The 25936-nt window shown below is 67.2% G+C and carries 25 protein-coding genes; 12 read left to right on the top strand and 13 right to left on the bottom strand.

Going from position 1 to position 25936, the window contains the following annotated elements:
* Positions 1 to 45: 45 nt before the first annotated feature.
* The gene (locus NRB20_RS35095) at positions 46 to 1017 is read right to left on the bottom strand and encodes an NAD(P)H-dependent flavin oxidoreductase (protein ID WP_194290119.1); all 972 of its coding nucleotides are present in this window, start codon (positions 1015 to 1017) and stop codon (positions 46 to 48) included.
* A gap of 402 nt (positions 1018 to 1419) precedes the next feature.
* On the opposite strand from NRB20_RS35095, the gene fadD5 reads away from it, so the two are divergent.
* Positions 1420 to 2991: a fatty-acid--CoA ligase FadD5 gene (gene fadD5 / locus NRB20_RS35090; protein ID WP_153415723.1), complete on the top strand. Its 1572-nt coding sequence runs from the start codon at positions 1420 to 1422 to the stop codon at positions 2989 to 2991.
* Positions 2992 to 3197: 206 nt separating this feature from the next.
* Here fadD5 and NRB20_RS35085 read toward each other — a convergent pair whose 3' ends face one another.
* The 3 genes from NRB20_RS35085 to NRB20_RS35075 form a co-directional block, all read right to left on the bottom strand.
* On the bottom strand, positions 3198 to 5570 hold the full coding sequence (locus NRB20_RS35085) for a lysylphosphatidylglycerol synthase transmembrane domain-containing protein (RefSeq protein WP_153415722.1): 2373 nt from the start codon (positions 5568 to 5570) through the stop codon (positions 3198 to 3200).
* A gap of 125 nt (positions 5571 to 5695) precedes the next feature.
* The gene (locus tag NRB20_RS35080) at positions 5696 to 6484 is read right to left on the bottom strand and encodes an SDR family NAD(P)-dependent oxidoreductase (protein ID WP_227834174.1); all 789 of its coding nucleotides are present in this window, start codon (positions 6482 to 6484) and stop codon (positions 5696 to 5698) included.
* Complete coding sequence (locus NRB20_RS35075) at positions 6471 to 7247, bottom strand: 2OG-Fe(II) oxygenase (protein WP_153415721.1); 777 nt, start codon at positions 7245 to 7247, stop codon at positions 6471 to 6473. The genes NRB20_RS35080 and NRB20_RS35075 overlap by 14 nt, the downstream gene beginning before the upstream one ends.
* Before the next feature lie 135 nt (positions 7248 to 7382).
* On the opposite strand from NRB20_RS35075, the gene NRB20_RS35070 reads away from it, so the two are divergent.
* From NRB20_RS35070 to NRB20_RS35060, 3 genes are all read left to right on the top strand, one after another.
* A complete protein-coding gene (locus NRB20_RS35070; RefSeq protein ID WP_319945797.1) occupies positions 7383 to 8009 on the top strand; it encodes a GDSL-type esterase/lipase family protein in 627 nt (208 codons plus the stop codon).
* Positions 8010 to 8390: 381 nt separating this feature from the next.
* On the top strand, positions 8391 to 8915 hold the full coding sequence (locus NRB20_RS35065; RefSeq protein ID WP_153415719.1) for a hypothetical protein: 525 nt from the start codon (positions 8391 to 8393) through the stop codon (positions 8913 to 8915).
* Between the two features lie 45 nt (positions 8916 to 8960).
* Positions 8961 to 9737, top strand: a complete 777-nt coding sequence (locus NRB20_RS35060; RefSeq protein ID WP_153415718.1) for a class I SAM-dependent methyltransferase — start codon at positions 8961 to 8963, stop codon at positions 9735 to 9737.
* Between the two features lie 142 nt (positions 9738 to 9879).
* Here the strand turns inward: NRB20_RS35060 and NRB20_RS35055 are convergent, their stop codons facing one another.
* Positions 9880 to 11415: a phytoene desaturase family protein gene (locus NRB20_RS35055; RefSeq protein ID WP_153415717.1), complete on the bottom strand. Its 1536-nt coding sequence runs from the start codon at positions 11413 to 11415 to the stop codon at positions 9880 to 9882.
* Between the two features lie 186 nt (positions 11416 to 11601).
* The gene (locus NRB20_RS35050; protein WP_319945796.1) at positions 11602 to 12258 is read right to left on the bottom strand and encodes a class I SAM-dependent methyltransferase; all 657 of its coding nucleotides are present in this window, start codon (positions 12256 to 12258) and stop codon (positions 11602 to 11604) included.
* Between the two features lie 424 nt (positions 12259 to 12682).
* Here NRB20_RS35050 and NRB20_RS35045 point away from each other — a divergent pair, with 424 nt between their 5' ends.
* From NRB20_RS35045 to NRB20_RS35025, 5 genes are all read left to right on the top strand, one after another.
* Complete coding sequence (locus NRB20_RS35045; RefSeq protein ID WP_153415716.1) at positions 12683 to 12970, top strand: ANTAR domain-containing protein; 288 nt, start codon at positions 12683 to 12685, stop codon at positions 12968 to 12970.
* Positions 12971 to 13067: 97 nt separating this feature from the next.
* Positions 13068 to 13622, top strand: a complete 555-nt coding sequence (locus NRB20_RS35040; RefSeq protein ID WP_153415715.1) for an NUDIX domain-containing protein — start codon at positions 13068 to 13070, stop codon at positions 13620 to 13622.
* 125 nt (positions 13623 to 13747) lie between these two features.
* Positions 13748 to 14047 (top strand): DUF1330 domain-containing protein, encoded by a 300-nt coding sequence (locus NRB20_RS35035; RefSeq protein WP_319945795.1) that lies wholly within the window; start codon positions 13748 to 13750, stop codon positions 14045 to 14047.
* A 168-nt stretch (positions 14048 to 14215) separates the two neighbouring features.
* Positions 14216 to 14848 (top strand): citrate/2-methylcitrate synthase, encoded by a 633-nt coding sequence (locus NRB20_RS35030; protein ID WP_153415714.1) that lies wholly within the window; start codon positions 14216 to 14218, stop codon positions 14846 to 14848.
* The gene (locus NRB20_RS35025; protein ID WP_153415713.1) at positions 14845 to 15429 is read left to right on the top strand and encodes a helix-turn-helix domain-containing protein; all 585 of its coding nucleotides are present in this window, start codon (positions 14845 to 14847) and stop codon (positions 15427 to 15429) included. The genes NRB20_RS35030 and NRB20_RS35025 overlap by 4 nt, the downstream gene beginning before the upstream one ends.
* Positions 15430 to 15478: 49 nt before the next feature.
* Here NRB20_RS35025 and NRB20_RS35020 read toward each other — a convergent pair whose 3' ends face one another.
* Positions 15479 to 16372, bottom strand: a complete 894-nt coding sequence (locus NRB20_RS35020) for an SDR family oxidoreductase (RefSeq protein WP_319945794.1) — start codon at positions 16370 to 16372, stop codon at positions 15479 to 15481.
* Between the two features lie 52 nt (positions 16373 to 16424).
* Between NRB20_RS35020 and NRB20_RS35015 the strand changes: the two genes are divergently transcribed.
* The gene (locus NRB20_RS35015) at positions 16425 to 17027 is read left to right on the top strand and encodes a TetR/AcrR family transcriptional regulator (RefSeq protein ID WP_153415711.1); all 603 of its coding nucleotides are present in this window, start codon (positions 16425 to 16427) and stop codon (positions 17025 to 17027) included.
* Between the two features lie 12 nt (positions 17028 to 17039).
* On the opposite strand, the gene NRB20_RS35010 is transcribed toward NRB20_RS35015, so the two are convergent.
* Positions 17040 to 18005, bottom strand: a complete 966-nt coding sequence (locus NRB20_RS35010) for an NADP-dependent oxidoreductase (protein WP_227834173.1) — start codon at positions 18003 to 18005, stop codon at positions 17040 to 17042.
* Between the two features lie 99 nt (positions 18006 to 18104).
* Between NRB20_RS35010 and NRB20_RS35005 the strand changes: the two genes are divergently transcribed.
* Positions 18105 to 18731, top strand: a complete 627-nt coding sequence (locus NRB20_RS35005) for a TetR/AcrR family transcriptional regulator (protein ID WP_153415710.1) — start codon at positions 18105 to 18107, stop codon at positions 18729 to 18731.
* Here NRB20_RS35005 and NRB20_RS35000 read toward each other — a convergent pair.
* From NRB20_RS35000 to rpsF, 5 genes are all read right to left on the bottom strand, one after another.
* Positions 18676 to 21768, bottom strand: a complete 3093-nt coding sequence (locus NRB20_RS35000; RefSeq protein ID WP_319945793.1) for a replicative DNA helicase — start codon at positions 21766 to 21768, stop codon at positions 18676 to 18678. The two genes, NRB20_RS35005 and NRB20_RS35000, sit on opposite strands and share 56 nt — an antisense overlap.
* 762 nt (positions 21769 to 22530) lie before the next feature.
* Entirely contained in the window at positions 22531 to 22986 is a 456-nt protein-coding gene (gene rplI, locus NRB20_RS34995) for a 50S ribosomal protein L9 (RefSeq protein ID WP_153415709.1), read from the bottom strand.
* A 19-nt stretch (positions 22987 to 23005) separates the two neighbouring features.
* The gene (gene rpsR, locus NRB20_RS34990) at positions 23006 to 23275 is read right to left on the bottom strand and encodes a 30S ribosomal protein S18 (protein WP_153415708.1); all 270 of its coding nucleotides are present in this window, start codon (positions 23273 to 23275) and stop codon (positions 23006 to 23008) included.
* 58 nt (positions 23276 to 23333) lie between these two features.
* The gene (locus NRB20_RS34985) at positions 23334 to 23894 is read right to left on the bottom strand and encodes a single-stranded DNA-binding protein (RefSeq protein ID WP_153415707.1); all 561 of its coding nucleotides are present in this window, start codon (positions 23892 to 23894) and stop codon (positions 23334 to 23336) included.
* A 117-nt stretch (positions 23895 to 24011) separates the two neighbouring features.
* The gene (gene rpsF / locus NRB20_RS34980; protein WP_319945792.1) at positions 24012 to 24302 is read right to left on the bottom strand and encodes a 30S ribosomal protein S6; all 291 of its coding nucleotides are present in this window, start codon (positions 24300 to 24302) and stop codon (positions 24012 to 24014) included.
* A gap of 171 nt (positions 24303 to 24473) precedes the next feature.
* Here rpsF and NRB20_RS34975 point away from each other — a divergent pair, with 171 nt between their 5' ends.
* Positions 24474 to 25934 (top strand): glycosyltransferase family 87 protein, encoded by a 1461-nt coding sequence (locus tag NRB20_RS34975; RefSeq protein WP_153415706.1) that lies wholly within the window; start codon positions 24474 to 24476, stop codon positions 25932 to 25934.
* The last annotated feature ends 2 nt before the right edge of the window (positions 25935 to 25936 follow it).

Below are 25936 nucleotides of genomic sequence, written 5' to 3'. Positions count from 1 at the left end.
GCCGACCGGGGACCTACCCCTCGGCCGGCCGCACCGCGGACGGTCTCAGCGCACGAACGACGCCAGTCGATCGGTGATCAGGCCCTCCGCCTCGCTCACCATGCGCGAGATCAGCTCGTCGCAGGTGGGGATGTCATCGATGAGGCCCTGGACCTGTCCGGCGGTCCAGATGCCCGCGTTCAGATCGCCGTCCTCGAATACCCGGCGTCCGCGCGCACCGGCGACCAGGTCCCGCACGTCCTCGAAGACGCCGCCGGCCTTCTCGATCTCGACGACCTTGCGGCTGATCTCGTTGTCCGCGACGCGGGCGGTGTTGTTCATGGTGCGGAAGATGAGCTGGGTGTCGCGCTCGCCCTGCGCGACGATCTGCTCCTTGACCTTCTGATGCACCGGCGACTCCTGGGTGCACATGAAGCGGGTGCCCATGTTCACCCCGTCCGCGCCCAGCGCCAGCGCCGCGACCAGTCCGCGCGCGTCGCCGATGCCGCCGGAGGCGATGATCGGGATCTCCAGCGCCTTGGCGGCCGCGGGGATCAGCACCAGACCGGGCACATCGTCCTCACCCGGGTGTCCGGCGCATTCGAAACCGTCGATGGACACGCCGTCCACGCCGATCCGCTCGGCCTTGAGCGCGTGCCGCACGCTGGTGCACTTGTGCAGCACCTTGATTCCGGCGTCCTTGTAGTAGGGCAGGAACGGTTCGGGGTTGCTGCCCGCGGTCTCGACGATCTTCACGCCCGACTCGATGATCGCCTTCATGTACTCCTCGTACGGCGGCGGGTTGATCGAGGGCAGGATGGTGACGTTCACGCCGAACGGCTTGTCGGTCAGCTCGCGGGTGCGCTCGATCTCGCGGCGCAGATCGTCCGGGGTGGGCTGGGTGAGTGCGGTGATGAAGCCGAGACCACCGGCGTTGGCCACCGCGGCGACGAGTTCGGCCCGGCCGACCCACATCATCCCGCCCTGCACGATCGGATGTTCCACGCCGAATCGCTCGGTGAACCTGGTGCGCAACATCGATGTCCTCCTGCTCGAGTCGATCGGCGACGACCCCGGTGACGCTGCGGAGTTTTCCAGGGATCGCCGCCGTCGGATCTGGTGCTCGCGCCGTCCGCGGCTCCCTGCCCGAATGCGTCGATAGTGGCATGCCCGAGCGGGCTGGGACAACCCTTGATGTAAGCGTAAGTTTGCGCGGTTAACTCGCGCTCTCAGGGTGCCGGAGAAATTCCGGAGGTTTCTGACAGATGTAAATAAATGATCTGAGCTGCTGTGTTCTGCACCGACCTGACCGATTTAGGATCCTCTTTGTAATCCTTGTCACGGCAAAAAGTTAGCTGGTATTCTCACAGTTGTTCAGCCGTGGACGCCATCGGGGCAGCCGGTGCGCGAGCGTGCGGCGGTTCCGAAGGGAGTTCGTGCATGACCACCGGTGCCCAGTCGCTCGCCGAGCCGATCCGATCGCGCCGCAACCACTGGAACAATCAGGTCGCCACGCATGCGGTGATGCGCCCCGACCAGGTCGCGTTCCGGTTCAAGGGGCACGACACCACGTGGCGGCAGTTCCACGAGCGGTCGCTGCGCTTCGCCGACGCGCTGTCCCGCCGCGGCGTCGGGTTCGGCGATCGGGTGCTGCTGCTGGCGTTGAACTACACCGAGTACATCGAGGCCGTCTTCGGCATCAACGCGCTCGGCGCGATCGCGGTGCCGGTGAACTTCCGGCTGACCCCGCCCGAGGTCGCCTACATCGTGGCCGATTCCGGCGCCAAGGCCATCGTCACCGACACCATGCTGGTCCCGCTGGCCACCGGCGTGATGGGGCAGGCGCCCGCGCTGGAGACCTGCGTCGTGATCGGCGGGCAGAGCGGCGAGGGCGTGCTCGGCTACGACGAGCTGCTCGTCGAGGAGGGCGAACCCCATGTGCCGCTGGACATTCCGGAGGACACCCCGGCGCTGATCATGTACACCTCGGGCACCACCGGCAGCCCCAAGGGCGCGGTGCTGTCCTACGAGAACATGAACGCCCAGGCCCTGACTTGTATCCGCGCAATGGAATTGGACGCGGGCTCGATCGGCTTCTGCACCTCGCCGCTGTTCCACATCGCCGGACTCGGCAGTCTCACACCGTATTTCATGCTCGGCGGCACCACCGTGCTGCATCCGCTCGGCGCGTTCAACGCCACCGAATGGCTGGACGCGGTCGAGCAGGAGCAGGCCACCGCGGCGTTCTGCGTGCCGGTGCAGTGGCAGATGATCTGCGAGGAGCCGACGGTCAAGACCCGCAAGCTGGCGCTGCGCATGCTGTGCTGGGGCGCCGCGCCCGCCTCGGACACCGTGCTGCGCGCGATGGACGACTGCTTCCCGAACGCGCGCAACGTCGCGGTGTTCGGCCAGACCGAGATGTCGCCGATCACCTGCGTGCTCGAGGGTGACGACGCGATCCGCAAACTGGGTTCGGTCGGCCAGCCGATCCCGACCATCCAGGCCCGCGTCGTGGACGACGAGATGAACGACGTCGCCCCCGGCGAGATCGGCGAGATCGTCTATCGCGGACCGACTCTCATGCAGGGCTACTGGAACAAGCCCGAGGCCACCGCGGAGGCGTTCGCGGGCGGCTGGTTCCACTCCGGCGACCTGGTCCGCCGGGACGAGGAGGGCTTCGTCTACGTGGTGGACCGCAAAAAGGACATGATCATCTCCGGCGGTGAGAACATCTACTGCGCCGAGGTGGAGAACGTCCTGTTCGCGCATCCCAAGATCCACGAGGCCGCCGTGGTCGGACGTCCGCACGAGAAGTGGGGCGAGGTGCCGGTTGCCGTTGTCGCCCTGCTGAATCCGGACGACACCCTCACCCTCGAGGAACTCGGCCCGTTCCTGAACGAGAACCTGGCCCGCTACAAGCACCCCAAGGATCTGATCATCGTCCCCGAACTGCCCCGCAACGCCAGCGGCAAGGTCGTGAAGGTCGATCTGCGCAAGGACTATTCGGCGTAGCTCGTAGCAGGCATCTGCTGATCGCTTCAACCGCAACGAGTCTCGTGTCTCCAGGCACGGGACGCGTTGCGGTTCAGGAGCAATCATGCCCTCGCCGTGCAATCCCGGGCGTTCGCAGACTTCTCCGGAGATGCGACATCCGGAGTAATCGTCGCCCGTGCGGACGCTTCCCGGAAGTCCGGCGGCGATGCGGGACTGCTTGCCGCTCAGATCATCTCGTGCTGCGTCAACCACCGCATGATCGGCCACCCGCAGAACACCGGCAACCAGCACGTCAACACGCGATACAACAGCACCGCGGGCACCCCGATCCCCGCCGACACCCCGAACGCCGCCAGCCCGCCGATCAGCGCGGCCTCCACCGCGCCCACCCCGCCCGGCGTCGGCGCGGCCGAGGCCAGCGTCCCGCCGATCATCGTCACCACGGTCACGGTCACGAACGTGGTGTGCCCGCCGAACGCCTCGATCGCGGCCCACAGCGCCCCGGCGGCGCCGAGCGTGATCGACGCGCAGCCCAGCACGATCATCGCCAGCCGCCTGGGTTCGCGTGCGAGCGTGCGCAATTCGCTGACCACCTCGGCCAGCTGCGGCCGCACCTCGGTGCGCAGCCAGCGTCGCACCGTCGGCACGAACATGGTGATCCCCAGCGCCCCCAGCAGCGCGCCGGCCGCGAAGTACAGCACCGTCGCATTGGGCACGAAATGCGACAGATTCGCCGAAACCCCCGCTGCCACACTGAAAACGATCAGCAGCACCACGTGCGTGATCACCTGCACCGCCTGCTGCAAGGCCACCGCCGCGGTCGCCTTCACCGCCCCCATCCCGCTGCGCTGCAGGAACCGCACACTCAGCGCGAGACCGCCCACACCCGCCGGTGTGGTCGTCGCGGCGAAGGTGTTCGCGACCTGCATGAGCAGCAGATTGCGCGGATTCACCGATTCGCCCGCGCACCCCCACAGCGCCATCGCCGCACCCACGTAGGTCAGCGCGGAGACCGTCAGCCCCAGCAGCGCCCACCACCAGTTGGCCGAGCGCAGCTCGGTGAAGAACGTCGGCACCTGGCTGATGTACGGATACGCCACGTACACCAGGCCGATCAGCAGGATCAGCTGGATGAACTGGTTGCGGGAGAACCGCGTGATGTGCGCGGCCTCGATCCGATCCTCGTCGGTCTGATGCAGGACCTGCTCGCGCACCTCCTTCATCACCGCACCCGGATCGTGTACCGAATTGCGCACCAGCCGGGGGATCGCGGCCTTGGTCAGCCGCCGCGAGGCATCGATCACCAGCTGCCGGCCCAGCACCTCGATCGCGGTGCGCACGGCGGATTCCGCGCCGAACAGCGAGCCGGTGGTCAGCAGCAGTTGCGCCACGTCGGATTCGAAACGGGTGTCGTAGGCGCCGAATTCGGCGGCGGAGAACCCACCGAACAGCACCCGCCCCTCCGAGATGCGGATCTCCTCGGCGCGCAGATCACCGTGCGAGATCTGGGCGCGATGCATGTTCCGCAACGCCTGCCAGACCTGGGTGTGCACCTCCTCACCGGCGGAGATCGACAGGATCTCACCGCGCGGAACGGTGTGCGCGTACAGCGTCCAGCCGCGCTCGAGCGCCGCGACGGTGAGCGGCTTGTTGCTGGCCAGCCCCAGATCCCCGATCGCGATACCCAGCAGCGCGCGATGTTCCACACTGCGCCGCATCGACGCGAAAACCGGTGTGCGCTCACTACTTCGGAACGCCACGAACCGCCGCAACTGCCGCAACATGCCGCGGCTGCGCTGATTCTGCCCGTACATCTCGATGGTCAGCCGATGATTCGGCCCGGTATCCGCGGACAGCAGCAGCGGTCCCGGCCCCGCCGGACGCACCACCCGAATCGAGGTCACCGTGTATCCGCGCCGCCCCAGCACACGCACCGCGCCGTCCAGCGGCACCTCCAGCGCGGGCGTGCCGACCACGAGCGTGATCACCGCGCCGACGAACCAGCCCACCGCCAGCCCGAACATCGCCCGCGAGGGCACCGTCAAACTGACGAACAGATGCAGCGGCACGAAGGCCAGCAGCGCGGCCCACCACCAGCGCCGCCACGACGCGGGCAGCCACGGACTGGCGACGGTGAGCACCGCGGCCAGCATCGCGATCCAGCGCGGATCGTCCAGGAACTGCGACAGGAAGGTGTTGAGCTGCTGCGGTTCGGCCAGATGCCAGCGCGGCGCGGAGATCCCGGTGTCGGTGATCGACAACGCCAGCACCGCGATCAGCCCGGCCGTCAGATAGCCGCCGAGCAGCTTCCACTGCCAGCGGAACAGCAGCCGCACCAGGATCGCGAACGGCAGCGCGAAGATCGCGACGCCGTACAGCAGGTACACCAGATTGGACTGTTCCGGAGTCAGGATGCCCAGGATGTCCGAGACCGAGCGTTCCAGGGCCTCCCAGCGCGACCGGGTGATCAGCGATCCCGCGATGACCACCACCACCAGCAGCGCGGACCCGATCACCCGGAGGATGTCGCTGGTGCGCCGGTTGTGTGGTTGCAGGAGGCTGCCGGAGACCGGTATCTCCCGCCCGTCGACTCGCATGTCGTTTCGGCACTTTCGGATCGAGGGAGAGCTGCGTCGGTCCTCTCGGTCGACTAGCTGTGAGTATGCAGGACGCCCGGATCGGCGTCGGAGGCAACACGCCGCACCCCGATGCCGGGCGCTGGTCAGCCGGGCTGCTGCGCCGCGGCCTCCGGGGTCGTGATCGGGGTGCCGGTCTGCTCCGATTCCGGTCCGAGCACCCCGAAGACCAGACCGGTCATCGTGCTCGCGTCCAGTTCGGCGATGGCTCCGGCGACCTTCTGGGTCGGCACCCGGTACGGGAACGAGTCCGGGGCGATGGCGTTCACTCGCACCCCGAATTCGGAGAATTCGAATGCCTGATGCCGGGTCAGGTGGTCCAGCGCGGCCTTGGTCGCGGAGTAGACGGCCTGCCCGCCCGGATACACCTGCGATCCGGACAGACTCGACACGTTGACGATATTGCGGTTGCGTTCGTGGTTCTCCACGTCCGCGCCGATCCAGCAGCGTTGCGCGAGCCGGGTCGCAAGCCGCAGCGGCACACCGACATTCGTGGCGAACATGGGTTCGAACTCGTCCAGTGCGCCGTCCCCGTCGGCCAGGCCGTTGGGCTGCATCTCCATCCGCGCGGCATTGTTCACCAGCAGATCCACCCCGCCGAACTTCGCCAGCGCCAGATCCACCACCCGTTCCACCTCACCCTCGCGGGTCAGGTCGGCGCGCAGCACGAAGACGCGGGATGCGTTCTCGGGCAACTCCTCTCGCGGCGCGAGCGGATCGATGAACCACTCCTCCTGCGACGGCACCGGCGGGATCCGATCGCGGCAGACCGCGACGATGTCGTAGTCCCGGTAGTACGCGCTGCAGAACGTCCGGCCCAGCAGACCGCCCGCGCCGGTCACCAAGGCGACCCGACGCCGATCACCATTCGGCAATTCCGGCACCTCCCCAGCGGCGCACCGCCAACTCGCGTGGCTGGTGCAGCCACATCACCACACTGTTGCGCACGGCGGTGTTACCACCGGCGAAGGCATGCCACGACCGCGGCGTGCATTCGAAGACGATCATCGAATTGTTCAGCGGCGGAACGAAGATCGCGGGTTCCGGGTTCGGCCCGCCGATCGCGGAGTACAGCCCGGTCTCGCCGCCGTCGCCGGGCTGCCAGTCGGGGTTGCCGAAATAGAACAGCACCGCGACCGCGCGGACCAGCTCACGCGCCTCGACGCCGGCCGCGCGGGTGCCCTTCTTCAGGTCGACGGCCGGATCGGGCAGGGCGATGGCCTCCTTGGCGGGCGCGCGGCTGCCGAACCAGGCGGGGGCCAGATCGCTGTGCGGCCAGCCGCGTGGACTGTCCGGCGGATGATGGTGGACCGAACCCTCCACATCGCCGGTGACATCGGTCACACCGACCACCCCGGCGATCAGATCGTGCCAGGCGCGCGAGACGAAAACCTCCAGCGGACCGTCGCGCAACTCGCTCAGGCTCACCCCCGACGCGCCGTAGTTGTTCGCCACCTTGCCGAACAGCTGGGGGCGTTCGGCGCGTACCTGTTCGTATTCGGCGGCCAGCCGGGCGTAGAACCGGGGCTCGAACACATCGCGCACGTAGACGTGCGCGAAGGGACGGGTGCGCCGGACCCAGCGGCGATGTGCCAGTAGATCGGTGAACCACCGCGGCAGCGGCGTTTCGGATTGCATACGTGCTCCCTCCCGGACCGAACCAGCACGATCTTATGGGGTATCGCAAGCCGACACCGGCGGACCCTCTGTCCGGCGACGCCGATTCCGGCCTTTTGCCGCAAGTCGTTCGCGCGCACATGCAACGATCACTCGGTGATTCGAGATGTCCGTATCTGTTTCGTCGGCGATTCACTGGTTGCAGGAGTGGGGGATGAGCGGTACCTCGGCTGGACGGGTCGCCTCGCGATGCGCGCGGCCGGCGCCGGGCAGCCACTCACCTCGTACAACCTCGGTGTGCGCGGGCAGACCTCGGCGGATGTCGCGAGCCGCTGGGAGCGCGAGTGCGAACCGCGCCTGAGCCCGGAATCCGATGCGCGCGTGGTGTTCTCGTTCGGCGTCAACGACATGGTGCTCGCCGACGGCCGCCCGCGGGTATCCGCCGCGGACTCGGCGGCGAATCTGACCGCGATCCTGCGCCGCGCGACCGAACGCGGCTGGACCTCCCTCGTCGTCGCCCCACCGCCCAACGCCGACGCCGAACACAACAGGCGCATCGGCGAATTGGACGCCTTCTACTCGGAAATCTGTGCCGCACAAGACGTTCCGTACGTCCGAGTGCACCAGCCGCTACTGCACAACCAGACCTGGATGCGCGCGGTCAACGAGGCCGACGGCTACCACCCCAGCGCCGCGGGCTACGAGGAGTTCGCCGCCCTGATGGTCCCGTACTGGCTGCTGTGGCTGGCCGAACCGGGGTCGACCCTGCCCGTCGTGCGCTGAGCTGGTCGGCCGCTCGAGGTCAAGGCTCGCGCATGGATGCCGGTCGCGCACTGGCATATTCGGCCCGCGCTGGTAGGGAGCCCGGCTATGGCGCTGGAGTTGTGGCGCTGATCGGAAGGGCGTGTGCGGTTCGGTGGGTGATCGCCGGTAGTCGACGGTTCGATTCGCGCGTGGGCGGCGTGCGTGTGGCCCCCGCATACGCGGACTGCCGGATGCGGGGTTGGGTGGAACCTGCGGTCGTCTTGCGGTGCGGTCTGGCCCGGGCGTACCCGCGCTCGGCGGCGCACCGGAATTATTGCGGTCCGGGTCCGGGTTGACCTGGATAATCGGTTCGCACTCTGATCGGCCGCAGGAATCGCTCGTCCAGCCGGGAGGTAGATCATGTCGCTCACATTGACTCCCAACCATCCCGCGGCGGTGCATCTGCGGCGGTTGTTCCTGGCGGTGATCACCGGGAGTTTCGTGTTCCTGCTGGTGTGGATCATCTATCTGGCGACGAGTCTGCCCGAACATCGCGAGGTCGCACACTGGGACGTCGCGTGGGTCGGGTTCGACTGTTTCCTGGTCGCGGCGATCGGGATGACCGCGCTGTGGGCGTGGTTGCGGCGGCCGATCCTGATTCCGTGGGCGATCATCACCGCGACGCTGCTGTGCTGCGACGCCTGGTTCGACATCGTGCTGGACTGGAACACGCCCGAACTGCCGATCTCCCTGCTGAGCGCCGGGCTCGGCGAACTGCCGCTGGCCGCGCTGCTGTTCTATGCCGCGCGCCGGTTGATCCGGTTGTCGATGGCGGCGGCGTGGGCGCGCAGTGGGCGGGGTGAGCCGCCGCGGATGTGGCGGGTGCGGATGTCGGTGCTGGACCGGCCCGCCGCGCCCCGCGATGAGCATCCCGCCGAGCACTAGCATGGCTTGCCGGGATGGTCGCGGGGACGAGCCGGAAGGATCGGGATGACCACTGCTGATGAATGGAGTGCGGACGATACCGAGCTGCGGGCGCGGCGGGCGGCGTCGTTCGGGCCCGAGGCGATCGCCTACGCGGAGCATCGCCCGGACTATCCGCTCGCGGGCATCCGGTGGGCGCTGGAACCGCTCGGTGCGCGCGAACCCGAGGTGCTCGATCTGGCCGCCGGTACCGGCAAACTGACCGCGGGGTTGCTCGCGGCCGGGGCCCGGGTCACCGCAGTGGAGCCGGACGCGGCGATGCTCGCGGAGTTCCGGCGGGGGTGTCGGGAGGTGACGGCGTTGTCGGGGACGGCGGAAGCCATTCCGCTGCACGATGATTCGGTGGATGCGGTCGTCGTCGGGCAGGCGCTGCACTGGTTCGATCAGGAACGCGCGTTTCCGGAGATCGCCCGGGTGCTGCGGCCCGGTGGGGTGTTCGCCGCGTTCTGGAACATGCACGATGTCGAGGTCGAATGGGTGGCCGAGCTGGATCGGCTCTCGCGTTCGACGGTCTCCTTCCAGACCCGCACCTCCAGCGGGATCGTGACGCATCCGCTGTTCGAGGAGTTCGTGCGGGCCGATTTCCCGCATACGCAGCGCCGGACCGTCGAGAGCCTCACCGCGACGATCGGCACGCACTCGCACACGTTGGTGATCTCGGCGGGGGAGCGGGCCGCGTTGCTGGAGAAGATCGCCACCTACCTGCGCGGCGTCCCCGGGCTCGGTGCGGGTGAGTTCGATCTGCCGTTGCGTACCTTGGTGATTCGTTCCGTCTTGCGTTGAGATTCGTGATGAGCCCGGGGCGATGCGCGTCGAGATTCCCGTGTGCTCCGGCGATCGCGACGTTGGCGGTGCGGGGTGCGCCGGCGATCGGGGTGACCGGTGCTGCCATGCGCTGCGAATCGACTCGGAATCAGATTGCAGCTCAACGGCTTTCGAGTACCGCCAGGGCCGCGTTGTGTCCGCCGATACCGCTGACCCCGCCGCCTCGAACCGTGCCCGCGCCGCAGCGGAAGACGTTGCGATGCTCGGTCCGCACACCCCAGCGGGCGGCGGGATCGGGATCGTCGTCGGTGCGGTAGGGGAAGCTCAGATCGCCGTGGAAGATGTGTCCGCCGGGCAGACCGACCTCTTGTTCGAGATCCAGTGGGCTTCGGGCCTCGAGGCAGCTCCGGCCCGCGGAGTCGGTGGCCAGACAGTCCCGAATCGGTTCGGCCAGAACGGAATCCAGCGCAGCCAACGTCGCATCGAGAACATCCCGTTTCACGCGATCGTGATCCTCGGCGAAAAGCCTTGCCGGAGTGTGCAACCCGAACAACGTCAAGGTGTGCATACCGCGCGCGGTCAGCTCGGGTCCCAGGATCGAGGGATCGGTGAGGGTGTGGCAGTAGATCTCCGACGGCGGCAGGGCCGGTGCGCTCCCGGCCTCGGCATCCCGATAAGCGCGCTCCAACTGCGAATACGACTCTGCGATATGGAATGTCCCCGCGAACGCCGCCCGCGGATCGACATCATCGCGCAGTCGGGGCAGCCGATTCAGCAGCATGTTCACCTTGAGCTGCGCGCCCTCGGGCTTCGGCGGCGCGGAATCGCCGAGCAGCCTTGCCATTTCGTGCGGCGCGGCGTTCACCAGCACATGTCGCGCGCCGACCGTGCCACCTGCGAACCGGACTTCCGCTGTGCGGCCGTCGGTTTCGATCGCCTGCACCGCGCTGTCCACGAGGATCTCCGCCCCGGCGGCCCGCGCGGCCGTGGCGAGCGCATCGGTCAGCGCGCCCATCCCGCCGATCGGCACGTCCCAGTCCCCGGTCCCGCCGCCGATCACGTGATAGAGGAAGCAGCGGTTCTGTCGCAGCGACGGATCGTGCGCATGGGTGAACGTCCCGATCAACGCGTCGGTCAGCACGACCCCGCGCACCGTGTCGTCGGCGAAGTCGCGCTCGATCGTCTCACCGAGCGGCCGCTCGAAGATTGCCTCCCAAGTCTCGGAATCAGCTATGACACTTCGTAATTCGTCCCGCGTGGGCAGCGGTTCGGTGAGCGTCGGAAACACCCGCTCCGCCAACCGTCCGGTCATGCCGTAGAACCGCTCCCACGCCCGGAAATCGGCATCCGAACCGGTGAGCCGGCGGAAACTCTCCCGCGTCCGAGCCGAATCCCCCGTATCCACCAGCAGACCCGCCGACCCGACCGGTGTGTACGACGAGATCCGCCGCCGCCGAGTGGCGAACCGCAGCCCCAGATCCTCGACGATCCGCCGCGGCAGCAGACTCACCAGATACGAATAGCGGGACAGCCGCGCGTCGAATTCCGGGAAGACTCGCTCGGAGACCGCCGCGCCGCCGGTGTGCGGGCCGCGTTCGAGCAGCAGCACCGAACGTCCGGCCCGGGCCAGATACGCCGCGGCGACCAGCCCGTTGTGGCCGCCGCCGACGATCACCACGTCGTACGAGGTTCGCATAGCCCTGGATATCACGAATTCGGTGGCGATCGCCGCTGCTCGAGTGAGTCGTTTCGGGCGGCCGCTGTTGTGAAGAGTCCCGGACCGGTCGCGTTGCGGTCGTCGTAGCCGCGGCCGCCATGCGGATGGCGGTCTCCCGAGTGAGTGCCCGGTTGGATTTCGATGCGTCAGGGGTTCGCCCCGGCGTCATTCCCGGGTTGCGATCAGGTACCAGTGCGGGGTGCGTTCGTCCGGATCGGGTTCGCGGTGCATCCGGGCGATCACCGAAAATCTGTGCGGGCGTAGCAGTTCCGTCATCGCGCGGGCGGACCAGCGGTAGGAGGTCGTGACCCGGTGGTCGTACGGCTGCACCTCGACCGATTCGTCGTCCGCGGCCTGGAAACCCATCACCAGCTGCCCGCCCGGCCGCAGCACCCGCGCGAATTCGGCCAGCACCCCGGGCACCCGTTCCGGCGGCAGGTGGATGATGCTGTACCAGCTCAGCAGACCGGCGACCGCGGCATCATCGAGCGGCAACTGTTCCATTGTGCCGATCTCGTAGCGCAGATCCGGACGGTCGGCGCGGGCCAGCCGGATCATCTCCGGCGACAGATCGATCCCCGACACGTCCAGCCCCAGCGAGTCCAGATACGTGGTGATCCGCCCGGGACCGCAGCCGACATCGAGCACCGGCCCGGCCCCGGCGGCCCGTACCCGATCCGCGAACGCGCCCAGTATGGCGCGGTCGAACGGCTGTGCGGCCAGCGCGTCGGCGAACATGTCCGCGTACAGCTCGGCCACGTCGTCGTAGCCCGTCCTGGTGGTGGGTATGTCCGGATGTTCCACGAGCTTCGATTCGTCCACGCGCGCAGCCTAACGACGGGCACCGACACCTCCGCCCCGCCCGCACCGGGCCGAAACCGACTGATGCACAACGGCTCTCGAACTCCCGGACACGGGAAATGATCTTGCTTGACTTCCGGCGCGACCGGCCTCAATATGGCATTGTCAGCACCTCGTAGGGTGAGGCTCCTGCATGAATACAGGCTTCTGATCTCGGTCGTTTCCGTACGCACCGGGGTCGACCGGGTCACCCGCGGCACGTGTGGGCTCCCGGGTGGCCGTCCGTACCCGGAACATCTCGTGCGTTGTCGAAACCCTGTCGAGTGGGTGGCCCCTTCGTATTTCGCGGTGGCACACCTCTGTGCTCACAACCGGTGGCACCCTGCGCACCGTTCGTCACATACACATCATCGACCGGCAACGACGCCGCAGGAGACTGAGCAGCATGACGCAACCCGCGATCGAAACCTTCCACCGCAACGATGCCCGCATGCTCGACACCGCCGAGGGTGTGCTGGTCGCCCTGCGCCGGTACAGCCCTGCCGATGCGTTCGCCGAAATCCTGGAAACCGCACGTCAGCACCGCGTTCCGGCGCTGAGCCTGGCCCGCGCCCTGGTCGAGCTAGCCGGGGCGGAGCCGCCGGTCGATGCCGTCGACGGCTCCGCCGCCGCAGCCCGCAGCGCCTGGGGCCATCTGCTCGCCCGCCCGGCCGACGTCCCCGCCCCGGCCTGATCGGGTCGCGACTGGTCCGGAGCGATCGGCCCGGCTCGTCGGCCGCCCACGATCGTCCCTCGCGGCGGCATGCGCGATCCTCGGGCAGAATTTCCGCATGGAGACGCTCGGTTCGCGCACCGTGTACACCAATCCGTGGCTGGAGGTCCGGGAGGACGACATCCGTCGCCCCGATGGATCCACCGGCATCTACGGCGTGGTCACCCGCCCCGATTTCGCCATGATCGTGCCGCGGGAGGACGACCGCCTGCTCCTGGTGGAACAGTTCAGATATCCACTGGGACAGCGCCGCTGGGAATTCCCCGCGGGCACTCTCCCCGACCGCGCCGCCGCCGACCCCGTCGACCTGGCTCACCGCGAACTCCGCGAGGAAACCGGCCTGCGCGCCGCCCGCCTCACCTACCTGGGCCTCCTGGACGCCGCCCCCGCCACCCTCGCCCAACGCGGCCGCGTCTACCTCGCCACCGACCTCACCCACGGCGACCCCGAACGCGAACCCGAGGAACAGGACATGAGCATGTCCTGGTTCGCCCGCGACACCATCGAAACCATGATCCGCACCGGCGAGATCACCGACGCCCAGACCCTCGCCGCCTACTCGTTCCTGCTGCTGCACGAACGCGCCGGTGAGGCGTCCGGCGGGGGCGCGTAGTCCGGAATACGGAAGCCGATGCCCGCCTTGACCTTCGAAGCAGGCGGGACCCGCTGCCGCTCGATGTGAGGTGGGCGGACACGGCATCCGAACTGTGCGGAACACCCACTGGAACAGGAGAATTCGTGACAGCCTACGTAATTTCCGAGGTCGAGGTCCTGGACGAGGAGATAGCCGCCCGCTATCGGGAGATCGCCTCGAAGTCGATCGTCGCCTACGGTGGCAAGTATCTCGCCAGAGGAGCCGAACCCCAAGTCCCCGAGGGTGATCCGCCACCTGCGGCCCGAATCGTAATAGCCGAATTCCCCTCCATGCAGCATCTGAACGACTGGTACGCCTCCCCCGAATATGCCCCGGCCCGAACTCTGGCGGCAGCGGCACTACGTCGTCGACTGCTGTTCGTCCCCGGCGTGCCGACCGATTGATTCGATTGCGGCGCAACGGATCCGAGTCCGTCGGTCGGGATACGACCGCAGGGGCCGTGCGATCACCCGAGGTGCGGCGGTCTCGGTGCCGCACCGATGGCAACGATCATCCCGGATCGACCATGAACCACCGATTGTGCTGAATCAACAGTGATTATGGTCGATTCCATGGACTGGATCGATGCCCGATCGGCCGCGGAACGACTCGGGGTGCAGCCCGCGACGCTGTACTCCTACGTCAGCCGGGGCGTGCTGCACCGCCGCTACGATCCGGAACGTCGGCGCAGCATGTTCGATCCGGCCGAGGTGGAGGAGTTGGCCCGGCGCGGCCGCCCGCGGCGCAAACCCGCACCGACCGAGATCGCGATCGAATCGCGGATCACCACCCTCGGCCGCGACCGGCCGTACTATCGCGGCCGCGACGCGCTGGAACTGGCCGCCGAGCACAGCTTCGAGGAGGTCGCCGAGTGGCTCTGGCGTGGCGAATTCGCGCCCGGCGGCCCGTGGCACTGCCCGGCCGACGCCGTCGCGGCGGCCCGCACGGTACAGACCGGACTGCCCGCCGGACTGCTCCCGCTGGACCGCCTCCAGGTCGCGGTCACCGCGCTCGCGATCAGCGATCCGCTGCGTTTCCAGCGTGAACCGCAGGCCGTCGGCCGCACCCTGCTCCCCGGCGCGGGCGAAACCCTCTTCGCCACCGCGGGTTGGCTGGCGCACGCCGTGGAGGAATACGCCTCGCACACCCTCATCCGACCCCGGGCCATCACCCCGTCCGGCCATCGCGGGACAGTGAATCCATGACCGAGGAGTTCGACACCGTGCTGGCCGCGGTGGGGCCGCGGCTGCGGGAGTTGCGGCGGCGGGGCGGGTTCACGTTGACGACGTTGTCCGAGCGGACCGGGATTCCGGTCAGTACGTTGTCGCGGCTCGAATCGGGGCAGCGCAGGCCCGGCCTGGAACTGTTGTTACCGCTGGCCCGCGCCTATCGGGTGCCGCTCGACGAACTCGTCGGCGCACCCGCAACCGGCGATCCCCGGGTCTATCCGAGGCCGTTCACCCGCCACGGCATGACCGTCGTCCCGCTCACCCGCAAACCCGGTGGGCTGCAAGCGTTCAAGCAGATCCTGCCCGCCGAAAGCTACGACCGCGAACCCGATCCGCGATCGCACGAGGGCTACCACTGGCTCTACGTCCTCAACGGCCGTCTCCGCGTCGTTCTCGGTGACCAGGATCTGATTCTGTCCACCGGCGAGGTCGCCGAATTCGACACCCACCTCCCGCATTGGTTCGGCAACGCGGAACCCGAACCCGTCGAGTTCCTCAGCATCCTCGGGCCGCAGGGCGAGCGCTTCCACATCCGAGCCCGCTACCGCCCGAGCTGAACGCCGCCGCACCCGGCCGAGGTATCCGGCCGGCCGGGTCTGCGGAGGATCACGAAATCGCCACTGCCGTAGGGAAATACGGCCGCAGACTGGAAGCGAGGATGCGGTCGACCATTCGGTCCGGCATCACGCGCAGCATGCGAGTGATCAGGGCGGCGTCGCGGCCGATGGTGTAGCGGGTGCGGGGTTTGCGGGTGGTGATGGCGTCGGCGATGATCCGGGCCGCGTACTCGGCGGACTTCCCGCCTCCGGTGTGCGCCGCGGAATGGGCGTTGGTGGCGTGAATCAGGCTGCCGTAGCGGTCGCGGTGCTCCGGCGACATCTCGGCGGCGAGTTCTCTCGCGGTGGTGACCACGCGCTCCGACATCTGCGTGCGGACCGCGCCGGGCTCGATGACGACGACCCGCACACCCAACCGCGACACCTCCCGACGCAGTGCGTCGCTGACCGCTTCGAGCGCGAATTTCGTTCCGGCATAAGGGCCGTAGGTGGGCATGGCGACCCGCCCGCCGATCGAACTCATGTTGATCACCCGGCCGGAGCTGCGCAGTAGCGCGGGCAGCAGGGCCTGGGTGACGGCGATCTGGCCGAAGAAGTTGACCTCGAACTGCCGTCGCCACTGCGGCAGCGGCAGGGCCTCCACGGGAGCGTTGAGCTGGATGGCGGCATTGTTCACCACCGCTCGCAGCGGCCCGGCCTGCGAGTTCTCGTCGAAGCGGGTGGCCAGCCGCGCGATATGGTCCGGTTCGGTGACATCGAGGATGACCGGTTCGATGCGTTCGGCGCGCAATGCGTCGGCGTCCCGGTCGCGACGCACGCCGGCGAGGACGTGGAATCCCCGACGCGCCAGCTCCCGCGCGGTCGCCGCACCGATCCCGGTCGAGGCCCCGGTCACCACGACGTACTCTCGCGCACTCGGCGTAATTTCAGATGACGTTGTCACCTGAATGACCGTAGGTTTTTCAGATGACACTGTCAACTGTAATGTGGATCCCATGGTCAGCCGCCTGGAATCCGCCGCCGCCACCCGCCGTTCCCTCCTCGACGCGGCCGCCGAACTCCTGGACAGCGGCGGCCCCGACGCGGTCACCCTGCGTGAGGTCGCCGCGCGCGCGGGCGTCAGCCGAGGCGCCCCCTACCGCCACTTCCCCGACAAGGACAGCCTGCTCACCACCGTCGCCACCGAAGCCCTCGAACGCCTCGGGAACCGGGTGCGATCCGTCCGCGCGCAGACCGCGCTACCCGCGCCCGACATGCTGCGCCGAGCCCTGGCCGAGTTGATGGCGATCGGCCGCGACCAGCCGCACCTCTACCGCCTGATGTTCGAATACCCCGTCGGCGACCCGACCGTGGTCGCCGACGCAACCCTGGCGGGCGAACGGGCCGAAGCCGAATTCTTCACTCTCATAACGGATCTGGTCGGCCCCGACCGCGCCCCCCACTTCGCCGCCCTCCTGCTCGCGAGTGTTCACGGCATCACCGCCATGGAACTCACCGGCCACCTGACCAAGGAAAAATGGCAGGTCACCGCCGAGGAACTCGTCGCGACCCTGGTAGCCATGATCGCCCGGCAGGCAACAGCGCCGAGCACGGACTGACCCAGTCGGCCCTCAGTTGTTGCCGTTCTCCTCGGGGATCAGCAGCAGTTTGCCCCGTGCACTACCGCCCCGACTGATCTCGAGCGCCTTCCCGAACTCCGCGAGCGGGAACGTACCGGCGATCGGGATGCCGAATCGACCGGCCGCAGCGAGTTGGGCGAACTCGGGCAGCACATCGACGCGCTCGAGCCGAGGCTCGCGGAAACTGTCCCGCGCCCCGAGTTCCGCGGCTTCGGGCAGTGAGCCACCGCAGGTCAGCACGTGCGTCGGATCGCCCGCGATCCGAATCAGATCCGGCAGCGCGCCACCGACCGGCGAGGTGTCCAACACCAGATCGACTGTCCCGTCGGCGATGTCGCGGACGCGTTCGACCATTCCGTCGCCGTAGGAGGTGACTTCAGCGCCCAGGCCGCGCAGCCCCTGAGCGTGCGTCGGTCCGGCCGTCGCGATCACCCGCATGCCGCGCACGAGTGCGATCTGCGTGGCCGCGTATCCGATCGTGCTGCCCGCGCCGTGGATCAGAATCGTCTTGTCCGGGTCGATGCCGAGCAGCGTGAGATGCAGGTTGGCCGTGTCGACCGCCATCGGCAACGCCGCCGCCCGCACCGGGTCCAGGCCCGCGGGAACCGGCGTCCAGCGGTCCATGATCGCGTAATCCGCGGCTCCGGCGGACGATGCCTCGCGCCAGTCCGCGTTCCCGACCACCAGGTCACCGATTTCGACCCCGGTCACCTCCGCGCCGACGGCATCGACCGTGCCGGACACGTCTATCCCGATCCCCCGGGGCAGTGCGCCCGCGAACAGGCCGCCGCACAGCGCCCAATCGGCCGGTGCGAGTCCGCATGCGTGCACGGCCACCCGGATCCGCCCCGGTCCGGGCTCGGGTACCGGCACGGTCTCGCACCGCAGCACCGTGTCGGCCTCGCCGTACTCGTGGAATCGCACCGCGCGCATCGTGGCGGTCGTCTGATCGGTCATCGGATCTCCTGGCGATCACGTATCTGCACATGATCCGATAAAGTGGATCATGTTCCGTTTACCAGATTCAGCGTAACACGAAGTGGAGCGTGATCCGTTTTGGCGAATGCCGAGTCGGCCGAGCTGCGATCCGACGCCGCCCGCAACCGGGACGCCCTGCTGGCGGCGGCCACCCGGACGTTCGCCGCATCGGACACCGAACCGTCCATGCGAGCCGTCGCGCGCGAAGCCGGCGTCGGCATCGCCACCCTCTACCGCCATTTCCCCACCCGGGAATCCCTGGTCGACGCCGTCTACCGCGACCAGGTGCAACGCCTCACCCAGGGCGCCGACACACTCTTGCGCCAGGTCCCCCCGATCGAGGCGCTACGCGCGTGGATGGACCTGTTCGGCACCTGGCTCTCCACCAAACACGGCATGATCGACACCTTGCGCACCATGATCGACGCGGGCGAGATCCCCCACACCGAAACCCGCGACGAACTCCTCGCGGCCATCGCCAGAATCCTCGAAACCGGCAGCGCCACAGGCGATCTGCGCCCCGACATCACCGCCGAGGACATAGCCGCGGCCATCATCGGCACCTTCACCGTCACCAACGGCCGCAAAGACCAAACCGCCCGCCTACTCGACCTCCTCGTAGACGGCCTCCGCCCCCGAATCCCCCCGACTACCCCCGAGCCATATCCACGAACCGACTCAAATGCAACTGATGCGCCACAGTAATGGTCGCCGTAGGCCCATTACGATGCTTACCCAGAATAAGATCCGCCTCCCCACCCCGAGGATCATCCCGCTCGAACGCATCGGGCCGATGCAGAAGAATAACCATATCCGCATCCTGTTCCAAACTATTGTGAGCCGAAATACCTTGTGCCACAAAGTTGTTCGTGCCGGGAACGGTTCCGTCGTACACGTCCTGCTCGCCCAGACTGGTGACTTCGACGATGCGGTCCCAGAAAACGTCATTGGTAGCGAGCATTTCGATCTCGGCGTCGTCGAGGACGGCGGCGACGCGGGCCAGACGGGAGCGGCTCGGGGAGTGTTTCCACATGGCCGAGCCACAGAAGTGAGAGCCGATGGCCGTGGAGAACTCACGGTGGGTGATGTGCTTGGTGGCCAGGAGGTTCCGGACCTTGCACCACACTTCCTTCGGGACCGTATCCACGTTCGTGTTGCGTGCCAACGGTTCGATTTCCTGGAGAACCTGTTGCGCGGAAACACCTCGCGCGCCGTGCACGCCGATGTCGCGCGCGAAGATCATCTGGTTGTCCGCACCATCGATCGTCAGATGCCAGCAATCGCGATATCCGGACTTCGTGATCCGCCGGATGCGGGCGTGCACGCCCGCACGCAGGAGAAGTTGCGCGACATCGTCGACAAGTCTGCGGCTGGTCGACGCGTAATAGATACGGGCCTGATGTCCCTTCTCGTCCCACCGTACGGACCCGTCGGTCGCCCACAGATGCCGCAGGAACAGCGCGATCTGATCGTTCGGCAGCGCGAAAATCCGCTGGGGAACGAACTTCTCGTAGCTTCGCAGACCGAACAGACCCAGTTCGTCGAGCCAGGATGCGATCGGGTTCCGCTTGCCGCGGGCCAGCCGATACGGTGCCGGAAGACGCAAGGAAGTGACTCGCGCCGCAGCGTATTCATCCCGCACCGCAGTGATGCCGAAATGCTGTGCGGCACTGGTGACTACCGCGAGATTCTCCTCGTCCACACTGGCGTAACGAATCGGCTGCCGTTTGACGCACGATCCGTCACCGATCATGTGTGCCAGCAGGATTACCTCGTCGTCGGGCAGCCGCTCGGTGTGCACAGGTTCGGGAACTGTGCGTGGTGTGGCCAACCGGTCGCCGGTGGTGAGTTTCTCCAGTGGGACCCAGCCATCCACGGTCAGGAAGGGGTGGTTACCGGTGGCCTCGACCTCGCGGCCGGAGGACAGCCGTAGCCGGAAGACCTCCTTGCGGCCGCTGGGAAACACCTTCACCATCGGCCGGGCAACCATTCGCATGCGTTCGTCGAGGGACCAGACCAAGGGCTGTTCGCCGCTGCTCAAAAGCTCGCCGAGAGTGGTCTCACCTCCGTTGTCCGCCCGCAGAATTCGGGTCGAAGCGGGCATACAACCCGACTCACGAAGGTCGGAGACCATCGGACGTTTATCCGTGCGCTGTTCGGGACCACGGTTCAGCTGGGAGATCGCGACGACCGGGACTTCGAGTTCCTTCGCCAGCAGTTTCAGGCTTCGGGAGAATTCCGAGACTTCCTGCTGACGTGATTCGACCTTCTTACCCGAGGTCATCAGCTGGAGGTAGTCGACCACGACCAGCCGTAGATCATGACGCTGTTTCAGCCGCCGCGCCTTCGCGCGAATCTCCATCATCGTCAGGTTCGGCGAATCATCCACGAACAACGGCGCCTCACTGATCTCACTCATCCGCCGCGCCAGCTTCGTCCAATCATCATCACTCATCCGCCCCGACCGCATATCCCCCAACTTGATCCGAGCCTCCGCCGACAACAGACGCATAACAATCTCGGTCTTACTCATTTCCAGCGAAAAAATAACACTCGCCAAACCGTGCTTCACCGAACAACTCCGCATGAAATCCAAACCGAGCGTGGAATTGTGCGTCGGAATCATGGAGCGGCCCGCCAGATACAGATGGTCCGTGTTGTCGACCTCGACGCATCGCACCGGCACCGGGTCGATCTTGCGGACGTCGACGATCTGTCGCGGCGCGCCTCGTCCGGTCGCCGGAACCCAGTGGGTGAGCCGCCCGGTTTCGTCCCGGAAGGTATGCGAGATGACACCGGTGGTGAGGATGTGTGCGGTCTGCTCGCTGGGCGTGGCCGAGGTCGGCCATTGATGCTCTTCGTCGGCGACGATGACTGTGCCGTCGGAGAATTCGACCTCGTAGCAGGGACGGGTGGTCAGGATTTCGGTGGCGGCGGTGACTCGGGTGGGGTGGCCCTGGGCGTCGAGGAGATGGTCGCCTACCGCTACCTCGCCCATGGTTGTCCAGCCGGAGGGAGTGGGGAGGGGGGTGTCCAGGGCCAGGGCCTTGCCGACACCGGGGCGGGCGGCGACGATGATCATCTGGCCGGGGTGGAGGCCGTTGGTTACCTCGTCGAGTTCGGTGAAGCCGGTGGGGACGCCGAGGGACATGCCGCCGCGGCTGGCGATGGAGTCGATTTCGTCCATCGTGGGTTGCAGGAGTTCTTCCAGGGGTAGGAAGTCCTCGGTGGAGCGGCGTTCGGTGACCTCGTAGATTTCGGCCTGGGCGCGGTCGACGACCTCCGCGACGTCCTGGCCGTCGGCGCCGGCGTAGCCGAACTGGACGATGCGGGTGCCCGCCTCGACCAGACGCCGCAGGATCGCCTTCTCCGCGACGATTTCCGCGTAGAAGGAGGCGTTGGCGGCGGTGGGGACGGTCTGGGTCAGGGTGACCAGGTACGGGGGGCCGCCGATGCGTTTGAGTTCACCGCGGCGGTCCAGGGCCGCGGACACCGTGACCGGGTCGGCCGGTTCGCCGCGGCCGTACAGATCCAGGATGGCGTCGTAGACGGCCTGATGGGCCGGACGGTAGAAATCGCCGGGGCGGATGACCTCCACGACGTCGGCGATGGCGTCCTTGCTCAGCATCATGCCGCCCAGTACGGACTGCTCCGCGGCCATGTCGTTCGGGGGCTGCCGACCGAAATCCTCGCCCGGATTCTCCGAGTACTCCGGGGTGCCGCGATCGTCGACGACTGCCACGAGACTCGACCGTCCTCTCGCACGCCCTCGCGTGCATCGTCAACTTTGCGCACTGCGGAACGACCACGAACTCGCCCCGGCCACAGCACCCATCGATCTCCCGTTCTACCCCCGGGCACCGACAACTTCCGCTCGCCGACAGCGTGGCGTATCGACCCGCACGGCGCACCACGACGAATCGCGGGACACTGCGGGGCGGCTCGGAGCAAACCGATGGTGCATGCTGTACGGCCGAGGGAATCGTGCGGGTCCGGACACCGGATCACGACGTCGGATCGAACCTATGGGACCGAGCTGGGGAGTACCAAACCGCACTGTGCACACCGCTGTGGACAAACTGGGGATAGTTCACCTGCTGTTGTGCACCCCATGTGGATTACTTGGGGATAAACGATACGGGTTCGCTACAACCGCAAGGTGAAGAGCCGTTCTCGCAGTTACGCACATGTGGATTAATAAAGCGGCGGCGTGTCGTCCAAGATGAACAGCCGGGCGTGTCAGGTTAACGAAGCCCACACGCGATATGGCGCGGGTCACAATACGATCGGTCGGTCCGTTCGGTTATCCCCATCTTGTCCCGAATACCCCGAGGTGGGACCGAAGATCGATCACCGGAAGATCCATGACCGGCCGAAACTCGCCGAACAAATACGGCTAATGACCGGTTAACAAGTACGCGGACACGCAGAAACACGCCCGAAGACCACCCCCGTACACCGGGTACGAGGGCGGCCTCCGAACGTCATGCGCTCGTGCGCGAGATCACTCCGCGGCGTCGACCAGCAGGGTGAACTTGGCGGCCACATCCGGGTGCAGATGCACCACGACACCGTGCTTACCGGTGCTCTTGATGTGCGCCTTGGGCAACTCGATGCTGCGCTTGTCCAGCACCGGGCCACCGGCCGACTTGATCGCGCTCGCGACATCGGCGGTGGTGACCGAACCGAACAGCTTGCCGGTACCCGCGGTCTTCACCGACAGCGAGACCGACTCCAGGCCCTCGATGGCCTGCTTCAACTCGTTGGCGTGGTCCAGATCGCGCACCTTGCGGGCGTCCTGCGCCCGACGGATGCCCGCGACCTGCTTCTCCGCGCCCCGGGTGGCGACGATCGCCAGGCCGCGGGGGAGCAGGAAGTTACGGCCGTAACCGTCCTTGACCTCCACGGTGTCGCCGGGAGCACCGAGGTTGTCCACATCAGCAGTGAGGATCAGCTTCATGGTGTTGTGCCTCCCGTTCTCAGCGAGCCGTGGACACGTACGGCAGCAGCGCCACTTCGCGCGAGTTCTTCACCGCAATGGCGATATCGCGCTGGTGCTGCACGCAGTTGCCGGTGACGCGGCGGGCGCGGATCTTGCCGCGGTCGCTCACGTACTTGCGCAGCAGCGTCGTGTCCTTGTAGTCGATGGCCGCAAACTTCTTGCCGTCCTTGGCAGCAGCCTTGGTTTCCTTGCAGAAGGCGCAGGCCTTCTTCTTCAGCACCTTTTCGCGTGCCGGTGCTTTGGCCATGGTCTCGTTCTCCGTCTTGCCTGGGAGTCACATCCGTGACCCCGTATGAAAGCCGTTCTCAGAACGGCGGTTCGTCGTCCATTGCGCCGCCCCCGAAGGAGCCGGCTGCGGGGGCGCTACCCCACGGGTCGTCGCCGCCACCGGCATTCGAGCCGCCGCGGCCACCGCCACCGTTGGAGCCGCCGAAGCCCCCACCACCACCGGAATTGGCATTGGAATTGGAGTAGCCACCGCCACCGCCGCCACCACCGCCGCGCGTGGTCCGGTTGACCTTCGCGGTGGCGTACCGCAGCGAGGGACCGATCTCGTCGACCTCGAGCTCCACGACCGTGCGCTTCTCACCCTCGCGGGTTTCGAAGGACCGCTGCTTGAGCCGGCCGCTCACGATCACGCGCGAACCCCTGGTCAGCGATTCGGCCACGTTCTCCGCGGCCTCGCGCCAGATGTTGCAGCGCAGGAACAGCGCCTCGCCGTCCTTCCACTCGTTCGAATTGCGATCGAACACGCGGGGTGTGGACGCGACGGTGAAATTCGCCACCGCGGCGCCCGCGGGGGTGAATCGAAGCTCGGGGTCCGCCGTCAAATTGCCGATGACGGTGATGACCGTGTCGCCTGCCATGGTTCCTCCTGCTCTCCGGTGCAGTCGCGGTACTCGCGTTGTTGTGTCAGAGCCTAGAGACAGGCACCGACAATCCGGTGACAGGCACCGGCGCGAGTGAAACCGCGGGGGAGGGGACTACTTCTTGTCGGCGCGCAGCACCTTGGTGCGCAGCACCGACTCGTTCAGCCCCAGCTGGCGGTCGAGCTCGCTCACGGTGGCGGGCTCGGCGGTCAGATCGACGACCGCGTAGATGCCTTCGCTCTGCTTCGAGATCTCGTAGGCCAGCCGCCGGCGGCCCCAGATGTCGACCTTGTCGACCTTGCCGCCTTCGGTCTTGACGACGTTCAGCATGGTGTCCAGATTCGGACCGACGGTTCGCTCGTCCAGGCTCGGATCGAGGATGACCATCACTTCGTAATGACGCACGGGAACCCATCACCTCCTGTGGTCTAGGTGCGGCCACGGACGTTCCGTGGCAGGAGGGTCGTTGCGTCAGCAACCCGACAAGGCTACATGAGCGGGTATTCGGTCGCGAAATCGATCTTCGCGCCGAACAGTCCGCGCGAAATATGGGTACACCCCCCTATCGTGGGTGCCATGTCGAACCGTCTCCGCGCGCGGGCGAACCCCGCGCGGCCGGGCCGGATCGCCGCGATGACGGCGTTGCTGCTGTGCGGGGTGACGCTGCTGTTCGCATATCTGAACAAGGCCCGCTGCGCGGGAGCGCCCTTCGAATCGAACGGCCGCAGCGCGGCCTTCGACCACATCAAGGACGGCCGGGTCTGCTACTCGGACATCCAGTTCCTGTGGCTCGGGCGCGATATCAACGAGCACGTCTTCCCGTACCTCACCGGCGGCATCACCACGCACGGCGCGCTGACCGGCGGCGCGGTGGAGTATCCGGTGCTCAGTGGGCTGCTGATGTGGCTCGGCGCGATCGGCGCGCACACCGACGCGACGTTCCTGCTGCACTCGGCGCTGTTGCTGGCCCCGTTCGCGCTGCTCACCGCGTGGATGCTGGGGCGGTTGTCGGGAATGGCGGCGCTGCTGTGGGCGGCCGGACCGCCGCTGGTGCTGTACGCGTTCCACAACTGGGAGCTGCCGGTGGTGTGCACGTCGGTCGGCGCGGTGTACGTGGTCACCACGCTGACCCGATATTCGGTGCGCACCCGGGGTGTGCTCGCGGCGATCCTGCTGGGTGTCGGTTTCTGTCTGAAGCTGTATCCGGGAATCTTCGTGCTGCCCTTGATGATTCACGTGCTGGTCGGCGGGAGCGACGGTCTGGACGCGCTACGCCACCGCAGCGCGCTGTGGCGCGCGGTCGATCCGGACGGCGGCGTGCCGGACGAGGACGATGCGCCGACCCGGCATACGCGCAGGTACGACGTGCGCGGCGCGGTCATGGTCGCCGCCACGGCGGTCGCGACTGCGGTGCTGATCAACCTGCCGTTCGCGCTGATCGGATATCAGGGCTGGCGGGCGTCGATCACCTTCCAGGAGTTGCGGCAGGCCGATATCACCAGTAATTCGATCTGGTTCTGGGGCCTGCGGCCGCTGTTCGGGGATACGCCCGGCGGTGAACGGTCCTATCAGGACGTCGTGGCGACGGCCTCGCCGATGCTGGTGGTGTGCGCGTTCGGGCTGGCGATGTGGTTGGGCTGGCGGCGTTATCGGGTCGGCGGGATGTTCCCGTGGGTCGGGGTGAGCGGCGCGATGCTGTGCGGATTCCTGTTGCTGCACAAGGTGCATTCGCCGCAGTACACGCTGTGGCTGATCCCGTTCCTGGTGCTGCTGGAGATCCCGTGGTCGGTGGTGGTGGCGTATCTGCTGGCCGACGCGTCGCTCGGGATCGGCATCTTCCGCTACTTCCATGCCCTGGGCGCGGGATCGAGTGCGGACTTCGAGAAACATCTCGTGCTGTTCGGCGTGTGGGGCCGGGCGCTGCTGCTGGTGTACCTGTTCTTCGCGTTCGTGTATCTGCCGGTGCGCGGGCAGCGGCGTGCCGAGCCCGCCCGGTCGAGATACTCCGATGACGAACTCATCCCGGCGTCGTCCTGAAA

This window comes from Nocardia macrotermitis, assembly GCF_009604405.1.
Classification (GTDB): Bacteria; Actinomycetota; Actinomycetes; order Mycobacteriales; family Mycobacteriaceae; genus Nocardia; species Nocardia macrotermitis.
Note: the sequence above shows the minus strand (reverse complement) of the source record. Positions and strands in the feature narration are given on the sequence as shown.